Genomic DNA, 12,882 nt, shown 5'->3' with positions numbered 1-12,882 from the left:
TTTGTTTGCGTTTTGTGATACAAAGATGCGCCACAAACAAACGCGTGTACTTGATATAAATCAAGAATTTAATTTCTTGTTCCTCAACCGGCTCAATGTTTCTGCCGTCATGCCCAACATAGAAGCGATGTACTGCAACGGCACCTGGTTAAACAACTCGGGTTGCCAATTAAAGAACTGCTGATATCGTTCTTCCGCCGTCATCGCCAAATGCGTAAACACCCTATCTTCCAGGGTTTTGAAGCACTTCGCGATAAACAACTTCTCCAGGTAATGCCACTGCGGAATAACTTTTCCTATATCATTGTAATCCTCTCTTTCAATAGAATATAACTCACAATCCGTAAGTGCCTGGATATTACAGGTAGATGGCAACTGAAATATTAGTCCGGATAAATCAGTGATCATATAACCTTTAGAGCTGATCCACTGCGTTACGTCTTTAGTAGCCGTAGTAGTGTAAACCCTTAACAGCCCTTCCTGGAGGAAGCTAAGCCTGCTGCATTGGCGCCCCGCTTTAAGGAAGTAGTCGCCTTTTTTTATGGACTCCGGCTTGAAAAAAGATTGGATTTTTTCTATGTCGGAGGAAGGGATGTTGAAGTAGGATTGGATGTAGGTGGCCAGGTGATTCATGAGGGGAAGGTAGGAAAAATGTTGGGATGGGGTCTTTAGCAAAATAAGAGCAGCTGGATAACCCACTGTTTGTTAACGTGAGAACCATACTGCCATTATATTTTTTTATAGCCTATAATATTATATTTTAACAACATTAATTTGCTACCTCCTCGGACAATAATAACTCTTCTTCGTTCATATATCTGCTCTCAATATCTTTTTCGGATAATGAGTATTTCATGATTATTTGCCGATTTTCCTTTATGAATGCGGCGACCTCTTTGCATAGAGAAACATCATTCCACAATTCCTCCTTTTTTGCATACTCCGACTTATCATCGCTTTTAGCATATTTTATACAAGCATCATGTGCTACAACTAACAATTGTTTGGAAAACTCTTTAAAATCAGCAGGCAGTTCTTGTTCTCTCCAAATCCTGGCAAGATTAAAATTATTACTTTTGCCTTGCACTGTTGCTTTATACAAAATGGATAAAGCATAGGGAACTGCAGCAGAGCGAATTTGCCCTATAGCCTTAGCGCCGGAACCATATATCTTCTCAAACTCTTTAAATAATATAGCTTTCGCTATTAAATCCTCATAAAAAGTAGTTCCCATTTGGCTTGCATCCCATTCTTTTCTGTTTCGATCTTTTTTGATCAGCTCCATAAAATCTCTAAAAACTTTCTCTCCCCCCTTCCTTACAAGAAACGGTGTTTCACCCCATGATACAAAATACTTTGAAATCTGCTCTTTAGTAAGTCGCTTTTCCTTTGGATATAGATTTTCATTGCTCTTCTTTTCTTTCTCATTTACCTTCAGCAAGGTTATAAACTCTCCCCGTGCCCTTTCAAAAAACCACTTATTCCCGGCAGGAGTAAAGATCATTTGTGAAAGTTTTTTTATCCTAATGAGATATGGGCTCCTGGAATTCAAATCAACATTCGATACTCTGGATTGAGAGTTGGAGAAAGCGGATATCTTAGATACCAAATCATCAAGAACTTCAGCAGACCCGGACTTAACTATATTAATCTTTGCTGTAACATTTACCCCGGATATAGGTAATCCTTCTTTTGCGGAAAAATATATCGAAGCAGTAGTCTGCCCTCCATTAACAATTTGAAAATCTGTCAATTCTTCTATATGGTACATTCCCCCGACTTCCTTTCCCTTTATTTCAGTAGCAGTTATTGTCAAACCATTATTAAAAGCCATGAATTTCTCTGGCTCTTCCTTAATAGTCTTTCTCATTTCCTTATTCACAACATTGAATGATAAGAAGGACCGCACATTTCGCTCCAATAATCTTGTGCTATTGCTTTTATATATTTTTGCCAAAACCTCAGCAGGTATCACGGACAGATAAGATTCGTAGTGCTTTTCATTTGCCGCTTTAAGCGCTTTAAGAGGCTTATCAAAGCGGATTACCAGAGGATCTCCCTGAGTTTCAGAATATATATAATTGTAAATTTTATTTAAATCAATTAATTGAAATTTTATATCGATTTTTTTTGTTTTGGGTTTACCTGATAAATTGTATTTAACATTTATTGCCTCTTCAGAGAATTGAAAAACTTTCAGAGAAGGCTCATTTCCCCTTGGTTCAATTGAGATCCCATTTGTAATGATAAACATTTCAATTGTATCAATTTGCTCAATAAAATCCTCATTAACACATGATTTTATTAAACTCGCACATGGATCATTTTCCTGAATTGCGGACAGATTATTATTGAAAGCTTTTTTAGAAAAATTCTTCAATTTTAAAAACAGATTTTTATAATAATCAGACTTGGTAATCAACAAACTATCATTTCCCTTGGTAAGAATCAAATTTGTCAAAAATAACTGAAGCCGCTCTCCTGTTTCATTTATCAGATATGCATCTACTTCTGTATTCTCAACAGGTAAAGAAAAGAAAGACGGGGAGTAACTCTCCGAATCTGTAAGTCGTGAGGAATTTAGAAAAGGAAGAACATAATCCAATAACTCATATCGGTCAACAGTATTTTCTTCTGTTGTAATTTGTTCGATCAAAGATTGATTATATTCTACTAAATCATTAACTGTCATACCGCACGATTAAAAAATATTAGGGAATTTGAACTCACTTATTGCATCAAGTGATAATCGATACTTAACATCTACTATTGCATCAGGTAAGGCTGATCTTTTTATTGAAGGAAACTTTTCAGCATCAACTTTATAAATAATGCATTCAGAAAGCTTAAAAGTGAACATATCATACTCATGTATATTTGTTAAATTTACACCTGCTTTACTTAATGCCTTCCAAAATCCTTCAGTATTAATTACGGACCCGGATCTCAGCAAATCAGCAATCTTTCTTACCAAAGCAGATATTGTAAAGGAATTCTCATCTGTAGATGCTTCCAGCTCATAAACTACCAAAAACAGTGTTTGATGGGATAAGAAATCAAGTTGATATTCACTAGAGATATTGACTAGCTGTTTATTCCTATCAATAGCCTTAACTTCAATAAATGTGCCTCCGAGTTCAAAATCGTGCCCTTTGCCATAAGGCCCTCGCCAGGAATTAATAACATCAACTGCTGAAGCTCCGCTATAATTTAATACATGCTCAAACATCAGCAATTCTCCTATTAAACCTATAACATCCTTCTCTTTAAGGCCAGAAGAGGTTGCATGAAAAAGCTCAACCCACTTATTATAACATTGCAGATATCTATCTATAGCGACAGACTCCGTGGTTACATCGACGAGACTTTCCAATATTGAACCAATAAAATAATCAAAAATATCAGAGAAGCCATTATCCAACAGCGTTAATACAATGACAGCCTTTGAATAGATCTTCTTTGTCTCAAGACTAATATTCTTAAAAGAGTTATCACGTATCATATCGGAGTGGTTCCGATCATTGATATAGAAAAGGATACATCTGTTACCAGTTGGATCAATTGCATAATATATCTCATGTTCGCAGTGAACCGGGAATCTCAATTGACGGTAACCAGATGCATTGGCGTCCTTAAGCTCATCCCACTTTAGAATCATAAATTAAATAAGATTTATGGCCTCTGAATAATCATCATCTGGTAATTCATCTTCAGATAATTCAGCTTTAATTTCTTCATCATCCACAATTGCAACTTTGTTTGCGACATAATCATACTCTCCACCTGGATCATTTATAATTTTGGGGAAGCTTAAAGCATAGCCAATTAATGGCACCTCCTGAAAAAGAGATTGTATCCCGTTTCTCTTTGCGGCACCAAGTAATTCATCGTGTGGTGAGAAGATTTCTTGAATATCAATCAAATAAACAAGTAATAAACCTTCTGAATCAGACCTTAAATCATAGAAAATATGGCCCGGAATTGTAATTTTATTAGCCATATCTATTGCATTCTGAAGACTTTCCCCTCTTTCTATAAACCTACCTTTCTTAAATTCTCTGAATTTATTCTCCGCTTCTTTTTTGGTAGTTATATCGAGCCCCAAACTTTCATCAGTGCCGGAGGTAATAATATTCTTCGATTTCTGCGCGGCTGTAAATTCAAGCTTATCACCTTTTAAGCTATTGTAGTATTTAGAAACAGGCTCTTCTTTTTGGGGGCCACGTCTTATTGTCCCTGTAATATCTAAATCTTTATGCTTAAATCTCTTTTTACTTCCCCCTCTTTTAATTGCAATAGTCCATTTCATTAACTTTCCATGTTCATTACAAAGTTTAATATATCTCTTTAGATTAATAGTATCTAAATGTGCCGGACTAAAGGCAAGAGTAATATCCAGAAACTTGAATAAGTCATCTATGTTAACCTCAGTTCTATAGAATCCAATATCATTGGTCCACGTGAAGGAGGAATAAAGGTTTCTAAAATCAGCCCATGACCTAAGAAGATTATCTGCCTGAAGATTAAATACAGTAGACTGTTTATGACTTGCGGAATAAGAAAATTTAACCTCATTCCCATTTTTCAATATAGATGGTCTTGTTATTTTTAGAACACCAGGATGTTTTTTAATTCTTAACTCAAAATCTTTAGGTGATTTCTTTTGTGCCTCCATCGATTCAATCAGCACTTCCAATTCATGCAAGGTTTCATTTACAAAGTCATACCTTTCTTCTGTATCTTTATCAATAAACAATCTGCAGGCATCGATGTATCCGGGCCTGTAGCCAAACCATCTTCCCATTTGCAACAGTGCATCATAATAATTTGTGCTACGGAGAAAATAATTTACAGTGAGCCCTTCCAGCGTGAATCCTCTTGATAAACGATTACCTCCAATAGCAATGTATTTTTTTGAAGCACCCTTATACTCCAGCTTATCCTTAGTTTTAGAGTTTACTGCTTTAACCTCAACATTAGATATAGCGTTTGGCAAAAATTTAGAAATATCTTGGTACTTTTTAGGAATCAGCCCATCAGCATTATAGGCCGCCGGGAGATATTCTTTTATCCTTGATACTTCTACTTCAAAAAATCTATTCCATTGTAATTCCAGCTTCTTGTATATACCATCCTCCTGATCTAATCCATCAAAGTTAATTTTGTCACTAAGGTATTTAACATATTTACTCACGTTTTCAGCCAATGCATTTTGCGCATCAATAAGCCGGGAGATGTGAATAAGCATTGAATGGTGAGAAGTATACCCTGGAAGATCTTTCAATATATCATTCCTACTTTCCCTTAAGGCAATAGACAAAATAAAGCAGTCAATTGCATCCCGCATAGAACGGGATAAATTAAAATCATTTTCACCAGCATCAGGGGCTGGTTGATTGTGATCTTCAATAGTTACGATAAGAGGTAGTTTCAAATCATTTAACTCCTCACTTGTAAAAGAGAAAAACTGCTTTGGCCCTATATAACTGGAAGGCGGATTCAGCTTATAAATGAATTTATCAGGAAACAGACTTGGTGCCAGGGAAAAGCCTAAAATTTTTATTTCTCCATTAATTCTGTATTTAACCTCCCAACCATTTTTTTCAATGTTCTCTGCATTTTGATCCTGTAAGATATTAGCAAAAGGAGTGGCAGTATAACCCAGGTAAGACCGGCGCTTAAATAAATTCAGTAAAGCTCTGATATGTCCATTTATTTTGCTTGCATACTCGACTCCCTTATGCCCAAGATTATTGAGCGACGCATTATCCGCCTCATCATCAAGAATAAGTATCGATTTATCAATTCTATCCTGTCCGTGTGCAATCGAGGTTCTAATCCAGTATAGAATGTTAGCTAAAACACTGTGGTTCTTTTTACAAACCATTATTTTCCGATTACCCAAATGAGAATCAGCAGCCCGTTTATTAAAATCAAAAACTTCAGAGGTAACGGATTCTATCTGAAAAATGCCTGAATTAGAGAAATTCTCTATGCAACCAACACCTACAGGTTGATTTTGCTGTCCACTATCAACCTTTCCCAAACCAATCACATCACTGTTAATCCTTCTCTGCGTTTGAGTACGCAAATCGTCCATTATACCGGAAAAAACAATAATTAAGTCATAGCCAAGATCAATAGCCCTGTTTACAACTCCGTTAAAATTTGCTGTTTTACCTGATTGAACTGCCCCTAAAACGAGTCCTTTCTGCAGTTCAGGAATATCGGCTCTGGGGTCACCTAGTCGCTCTATAATTTCAAATGTACTCTTTTCTGTATTGGATAAAACGTCCAACGGCCTTCCAATACGCTTCAAATATTGATAATAACGTGACCAGTAATGCCACTCTTCATCCTTTATTCGATCTTTATTCAGCCATCTTGAATAATCCTCTGATTCTGAAAGAACGTTATCTGGTTCTGCAGTAGTAACAATAATGGATTTTAATCTTGAATTGATTTTATTCAGCCAAATATGCAGGTTCTCCTCAGTTTGCCCTTCAAAATGATCCTGAAAATATGGGATTCCTTTCAATTCATTAAAATGATTCCGGGATAATGACTCCAGTCGGGATACAGTAAAGGCATCTCCATCATCTCGTTTTGCCTTTTCCATTTTTGGTAGAATAATATCGCAAATACCTTCCCAGGACATAACGTTATTTTTTTAGGTTAACGATTTAATATAGGCTTGTTGAGCGGCGGATTGGGAAATATTATCAAGTAGCCATTTCTCTACTTCCTGTTTTGACAATCCTCCATCAATATAATAATGTCTTAAATTTAAGATTTTTTCCTTTTCTTCCTGAGAAAAATCATTTTCTTCGACAACACTCCCTGACGAATCTGCCTCCCATACTTCATTTAACTTTCCTTCTATAAGCTGAAGGAGAATCAATAATTTATTCTTATCGGCAGCACCAATACTCTCCAGAAGCTGACGTACAAGTAAAAATGATTCATTTATTCTCAATTTGGGTCCCGCACCTGTAATAACTTTATTTATAAGCTGTAGATCAGAAGGGTACCCGATATTCTTTAACACCATCTCTCCGGTCACTTTCTCCTTATATTCTTTTATGGATTGCGCTTCGACCACACCTATCATTTCAACCATAGCCTTTTTCAACTCAAAAGGTAATTTCAAAAATGATTTAGCCACATTTAGCTGAAAAAGAGCATCAGTGTCATTTTTTATATCAATTCTTACCCTTCCAAGTCTTAACAGGTTTGACTTTTTCCTTGTCCTTAACCAGCTACCATAGTGAATAAGGCGATCATTTCTATAAACGAACAAACCTTCCATATCAAAAAGGCTTTTCCCTGGCGGAGTCCATATCGAAGATCCTCTCTTACTTTCTTCTATTGCTTTTTTAGGTAGAATAATACCTTGAAAATCAATATAGTCCGTTCCACTCCACCAATGTTTCTCATTCACCTTCTGAATATCAGACTGGTTAAGAGGAAATGGATTAAATCCGCTTATAATCTCATTATTAAGTCTGATGATCAGCTTTCTTGAGTCAAGATACCTGTGAAATATTAGCGACAAATGGTTTCTTACTTCGTTCAGTTCATCTTCCAGTTCCTGTTCATTGGCCTTCCGGAGCTTAAAAAGATTACTCCATGTAATTAATGTATTGGGGGAAAAAGACGGATCAAGATTGTGGTAATTCTTATTATCAGAAAAATATTGATCAATAAATCCCTGAACTTCATCATCCGTATTAATAATCAGGGCCCAACCATTATCTTTTAAATAATCAAGATCCCAGGTTCTGCCACTAAACTTCTCTGTGCCTTTCATTCTTGATATAACAGCAAATTTCTTCGCCTGAGAGAAGGATGCTGTTTTAAGCCCCAGGCCAAACCGACCCAAATCATCACCCTCTCTTTCCAATTCAAGATCATTGCTGGGGAATCTCATATTCGCCACAAGCTGATCTGATGCCATACCACCACCATTATCTGCAATAAGTAATTGGTGCGGCAATGATTTTTTATTAAATAAGATCTCAACTCTGGTAGCACCAGCAGTAATAGAATTATCTATCAAATCCGCTAAAGCAGTTGAAAGCGTATAACCTTGTTCAGCTATTGATTTAATAAAAAGGGCAGGAGAGGGAATTAATTCAACGTGGTCGGGCATTCACAATTATTTTAATTATTTAATCAACAGTACAGGCTTTAATAAGTTTCTTAATTCTCTTGGCTATCTCGGCAGCCATTAAAGGAGGCACCGCATTCCCTATCTGTTTAAATGCAGCTGTTCTGCTACCACCTTCCTTTACACCTTCAAAATAGTAATCATCAGGAAACGATTGTAATCTTGCAGCTTCTCTAACAGTTAGCGAGCGATTTTGTTCAATATCAGGATGTATATAGTAATGCCCATCCTTCGCAATATGAGCGACAACAGTATGAGACCATGGCAAGTCCGCAGCTACCACCTTAAAGCGATCAAAGAAAGAAGAACGATTACTGTGTGTTTTTAGTTCTTCCGGTAAATCATTATAATCTAATCTTTGTTGACTTTCATTCCACCTTGTTACTGCTATGCGATAAATTTCCTTATCCTGTTCTGTATTAGGCCTTGAAATGTGTTGTGTTAAAATATCGATTCCGTTTCTGATCATTCCCTTTTCCAGATAGTCATTTGATTTCCCCTTATAAAGCTGATATTTGTCTTTACCACCACCAGCCGGGATCTTTGGTAAGTCCTTTAAAATATCCCTTACCTTAAAGTCTGATTCAATACGAACAGACTTCAAATCTGGTAATACAAGATCAAATCCTTCCTGCCAACCTATAATTATTATTCTCTTTCTGTTTTGCAGTACTCCAAAATGATTTGCTTCCAGTTCAAACAACTGCATTTTATATCCCTTCTTAAGGAAAAGTTTTTCCATATTCTCAAGATATATACCACCACCAGCAGATTTAATTCCCCAAACATTTTCGAAAACAAACATCTTGGGCTTGTATCTATCAAGAAATTTCGCATAAGGCACATACAAATAATTTCTCCGATCGCCTTTCATCCCTGTTGAAGATCTTGCTCTGCCAACAACTGAATATGCCTGACAAGGTGGACCGCCTATTATCAGGTCAACCTGCTTATCACCGAGTTCTTTATCTATTAAACGATAAATTTTATCATTAAATTCCGCACCAATAGGTAGATTAATTACGCTATCCAATAAATGTTCTGGAATTTCTTTGTACAATTCTTTGCGGGTAATTTCACCTTTAAGATATTTCACATAGATATCATACTTCCCTTTTCTTTTTAAATGATGATATGCTACACGCGTTCTTAAAGAATAGCAGGCAGCTTCATCTATTTCCACATGCGCTATGGGATTATATCCCTGCCTGAGAAACCCTTCTGATAAGCCTCCGGCGCCTGCAAATAAATCAATGTAATTCATCTATAAAAGATAGTATTTTAGGGGGCAAGTTAACAAGAGTTTGTTGAATATTCTGGGGCTTTAATTCACATTCCCAAATATCAATAACGATCCATCCCAATTTAATTAAAAAATTCTTGTTTTTTTTATCATTTTCAATATTGCCATTAATCTTATTTAGCCACCATTCAGATCTTGTTTTAGGAACAACATAATACTTACACCCATCATGACCATGCCAGAAACAACCATGTACAAATATTACTGTTTGATATTTTGGAAGAACGATATCAGGCTTACCAGGTAATTCCTTTACATGAAGTTTATATCTAAAACCACTTGCATGAAGAAATTTCCTTACAAGTATTTCAGGCTTTGTATCCTTGCCTTTAATACGACTCATATTATAACTCCTCGTTTCCTTATTATGTACATCTGCCATGGAGGGGATAGTTATACAACTGCTGCGAACAATACACGGATTAATAAAATATAGTATCAATAGCAAAAATAGGCTTACTTTATGACTTCTTCCTTATTATGAGACTCTCTTGCTTCCACATCCAGCGCCCAGACAATCTCAAACAAGGTCTCAACAGAAGACTTTATCTGTATTTCATCAAGGAAATCTACTCACATTTTTCATCACCAAGTCATGAAGTCGATCTATAATTAGCGTTCGCTCTTTATGAAATGCATCTTCGTTCTTTCTATACTCTTTATCACGCTCCACAAATTCACCTACGAGGATAAAGTTTTTATCCTGTTGCTTTTCTTTGTACAACGCTAAAATTTCTTCTCTTCGCTGTTTTGCCCGACGGATATAATTTGCCACTTGAGGAAGCGATAATTTTATTTCTATTTCGTTTGTTACAATATCAACATAAAAATAAAGCGCAGAGGAAAAATTTTCATAGTCTTCATATTCCAGCCACTCACATATTGTTACAATGCAATATTGATAAGCATTTAGGTTACCCAGGCTTTCGAATGACAACCAAAAATTCCGTTTCAGATTTTCCCTTTCTTCAATTGCATACGCTATTTTATATAAACCGTCCTCTTTGTTGTTCTTTGTTTTATGAAGAATAAGTTCTGTTAAAGTAAAACGTTCTTCGTCAATACTTATCAGTGTTTTAGAAATATCATAGCCGTTTTTTATCAGGTGTCTTTTTGCTACTTCAGGTAAAACGGAAGTCTTATTAATGATGATATTTACTATTTCTTCCTCAAAAAGGCTTTTTGCCTGCGCTATATCTCCATTGGTTTTATCAAGCAGGTTGATTGCATGGTGTATTCCGATTGGAATTTGTTGACGTAAAAGGTCGAGTTGATTTTTGAACATATGATAAGAGAGAATACAAGAAGAACAATCATTCTAAAAAATAAACAGCAGTTATGACTTCTTCCTGGTCACCAACAACTCCCGCGCCTCCACATCCAGCGCCTCAGCAATCTCAAATAATGTTTCAACAGAAGGTTGTATTTTATTAGTACACCATTTAGACACAGTGTTTATATTAACATCCACAGCCACAGCTAACCACTTATTTGCTCTGCCTTTTTCAGCCAATACTGCTTTTATTCTATTGAATACTTTATCACTCATAAAAAGGCTTTAAAAGCATATTTTTCATCAATTTATGCAGAATAATTCTCATTATGATTCTACAAAATAGCCCTTATATATATATTTTTAAATTAATTACTGCATTTAATAGCCTTTATACTGATATTTTTATGTAAATTTGACTTAAACCATAAAAATCTATTGTTATGCAAACCTCGCAACTATCCACAACACCTTTCTTTCATTATTCTCACCTTAACGCGCAGGAATCTGCTGATCCCATGCTCGCTGTGGACCGCTTCTGTGAGCTATTTCCACCTGCTACTGCACGCCAAATATTATGGCTGTGGCTTTCGGAAACATTGGCTGCAGAAGACACCCAATACGAGGACGCACAAAACCGGGCTGATTTGCTTTTACTCTATAATGAACTGCTCCGTTTATTGGACGCTAATTATATACTTAGTTTCACAAAACTACCAAGCCAGCAACTGATTGGGGAAAACAGGGAGTTGGTAGTATTGGCCTCCTGATTTTAACGGCAGCAGTTAGCGCACCAACCTTTTAACGACAAGCTTTGAGTGCTGACTTCAAAACTTTGACCTGAAACATACAAGCGTTGACCTGAAAGGTCAAAATCGCTTTGGGGTAAACGATTTTACCTGCTAAAAACATCTTGATTTGACAGCAGAAGATAAAAATTGGATGTTTTGGGTCAACGCTTGTATGTTTTAGTATCAAATAGGTAGTCAAGAAGTAAGCGTGTTGACCCCAAAGGTCAAAATTGCCAGGTAAAAAGGGGCTTCAAGAGCTATTTACCCCTTGAAGCCATTAAAACCTGGCCGCCACCTTATATAAAATACTAATTACCAGCTTGTTCGTTAGGTACTTTTGCTTTTAATGTACGCGGAAAACGCTGCTGTAAATCCTCGAAAATGGGTTTTGCATCTGGTATACTCATCTTGGCGGCTTGTTTTACAGTGTTGTAATAAGCCAATGCCGCTACATAAGCTTCGCTGCCGCTCAGCATAATGGTGTCATCCAGGTTGCTGGCAAGCTGCTCACATATGCGCAACAATGGAGTGAGACCAGCAGCTATATTGAGGTCTTTTTCCAGCTCAGTTACATCCATGTAAGCAGGAGTGAAATAAGGATTACTCTTGCTGTAATCCAGGTTCTTGGATACAAAAGGAATGGTTTTATCTCCCATTTTCGCCAACCCCTGGCGATCAGTGCTCGTTAAGGCATGAAGATAAGGCTGTAACAATTTACTTACCGCCTGCAGGTGTTCAAATGATTGTTGTAATACATCCGCCGGGATGACAATGGAAATTTGGTTTTGGGTTCCCATAAGAAATCAGTTTTGGTGATGAAAATATGGGCGAATGTAGGAGAAAGAGGGCAGGGGCGAAAAGACCTTTTTGTTCATTTTGATAATTATAAAACCATTTTCATTCATTGAATATAAATTCGAAATTTTTACATATCCAACATTCTTATATCCACAGCAATAATATCTCTCAAAAAAACATAAAAAACAACTCAATAATTATTAGCTTACAGTGCACCATCCTTATGCCCACTATGAGAAAAAGACTAATAGAACTATCTGTTATTTACATTATCTATCTGGTTACCTTACTGGTCTATGTAGTTCTTCACCAGGGATCTGTAACCCGTGCTTTATCTTCTATTTATATCTGGCTCATTCCCTTTATAGCCATACTCCCAACGCAATTCATTGCTTTTCTTATTGGCGTGTGGTGGCCAACTAACAGTGATAAAATAGATACCCGAATCTACAGGGGGACCCAACTGTTTGTATTTAGCATCATCGTTATACTGGTAGCTATTTCGATGATCAGAAAATGACATAGGGAAACAAAAAAGCCCAGCAAC

12 protein-coding genes are annotated in these 12,882 nt (G+C 36.4%); 2 read left to right on the top strand and 10 right to left on the bottom strand.

Features of this window, described 5'->3' with window-relative positions:
- Positions 1-60 precede the first annotated feature (60 nt).
- The 9 genes from CLV51_RS04160 to CLV51_RS04120 form a co-directional block, all read right to left on the bottom strand.
- Positions 61-633: a Crp/Fnr family transcriptional regulator gene (locus CLV51_RS04160; protein ID WP_106526737.1), complete on the bottom strand. Its 573-nt coding sequence runs from the start codon at positions 631-633 to the stop codon at positions 61-63.
- 136 nt (positions 634-769) lie between these two features.
- The gene (locus CLV51_RS04155; protein WP_106526736.1) at positions 770-2,692 is read right to left on the bottom strand and encodes an AIPR family protein; all 1,923 of its coding nucleotides are present in this window, start codon (positions 2,690-2,692) and stop codon (positions 770-772) included.
- Between the two features lie 9 nt (positions 2,693-2,701).
- Positions 2,702-3,658: a PD-(D/E)XK motif protein gene (locus tag CLV51_RS04150; RefSeq protein ID WP_106526735.1), complete on the bottom strand. Its 957-nt coding sequence runs from the start codon at positions 3,656-3,658 to the stop codon at positions 2,702-2,704.
- A 3-nt stretch (positions 3,659-3,661) separates the two neighbouring features.
- The gene (locus CLV51_RS04145; RefSeq protein WP_106526734.1) at positions 3,662-6,658 is read right to left on the bottom strand and encodes a Z1 domain-containing protein; all 2,997 of its coding nucleotides are present in this window, start codon (positions 6,656-6,658) and stop codon (positions 3,662-3,664) included.
- Between the two features lie 12 nt (positions 6,659-6,670).
- On the bottom strand, positions 6,671-8,152 hold the full coding sequence (locus CLV51_RS04140) for an ATP-binding protein (RefSeq protein WP_106526733.1): 1,482 nt from the start codon (positions 8,150-8,152) through the stop codon (positions 6,671-6,673).
- A gap of 19 nt (positions 8,153-8,171) precedes the next feature.
- Entirely contained in the window at positions 8,172-9,434 is a 1,263-nt protein-coding gene (locus CLV51_RS04135; RefSeq protein ID WP_106526732.1) for a DNA cytosine methyltransferase, read from the bottom strand.
- Entirely contained in the window at positions 9,421-9,855 is a 435-nt protein-coding gene (locus CLV51_RS04130; RefSeq protein ID WP_106526731.1) for a very short patch repair endonuclease, read from the bottom strand. The genes CLV51_RS04135 and CLV51_RS04130 overlap by 14 nt, the downstream gene beginning before the upstream one ends.
- A gap of 177 nt (positions 9,856-10,032) precedes the next feature.
- On the bottom strand, positions 10,033-10,758 hold the full coding sequence (locus CLV51_RS04125) for a hypothetical protein (protein WP_106526730.1): 726 nt from the start codon (positions 10,756-10,758) through the stop codon (positions 10,033-10,035).
- Between the two features lie 51 nt (positions 10,759-10,809).
- The gene (locus CLV51_RS04120) at positions 10,810-11,022 is read right to left on the bottom strand and encodes a helix-turn-helix transcriptional regulator (RefSeq protein ID WP_106526729.1); all 213 of its coding nucleotides are present in this window, start codon (positions 11,020-11,022) and stop codon (positions 10,810-10,812) included.
- Positions 11,023-11,189: 167 nt separating this feature from the next.
- Here CLV51_RS04120 and CLV51_RS04115 point away from each other — a divergent pair, with 167 nt between their 5' ends.
- Positions 11,190-11,516: a hypothetical protein gene (locus CLV51_RS04115; RefSeq protein ID WP_106526728.1), complete on the top strand. Its 327-nt coding sequence runs from the start codon at positions 11,190-11,192 to the stop codon at positions 11,514-11,516.
- 329 nt (positions 11,517-11,845) lie between these two features.
- Here the strand turns inward: CLV51_RS04115 and CLV51_RS04110 are convergent, their stop codons facing one another.
- Entirely contained in the window at positions 11,846-12,334 is a 489-nt protein-coding gene (locus CLV51_RS04110) for a hypothetical protein (protein ID WP_106526727.1), read from the bottom strand.
- A gap of 233 nt (positions 12,335-12,567) precedes the next feature.
- Between CLV51_RS04110 and CLV51_RS04105 the strand changes: the two genes are divergently transcribed.
- Complete coding sequence (locus tag CLV51_RS04105; RefSeq protein WP_146151220.1) at positions 12,568-12,855, top strand: hypothetical protein; 288 nt, start codon at positions 12,568-12,570, stop codon at positions 12,853-12,855.
- Positions 12,856-12,882 lie beyond the last annotated feature (27 nt).

Origin of the sequence: Chitinophaga niastensis, from assembly GCF_003014755.1 — a bacterium.
In the GTDB taxonomy this organism is placed as follows: Bacteria; Bacteroidota; Bacteroidia; order Chitinophagales; family Chitinophagaceae; genus Chitinophaga; species Chitinophaga niastensis.
This window is presented reverse-complemented; position numbering and strand designations above follow the sequence as displayed.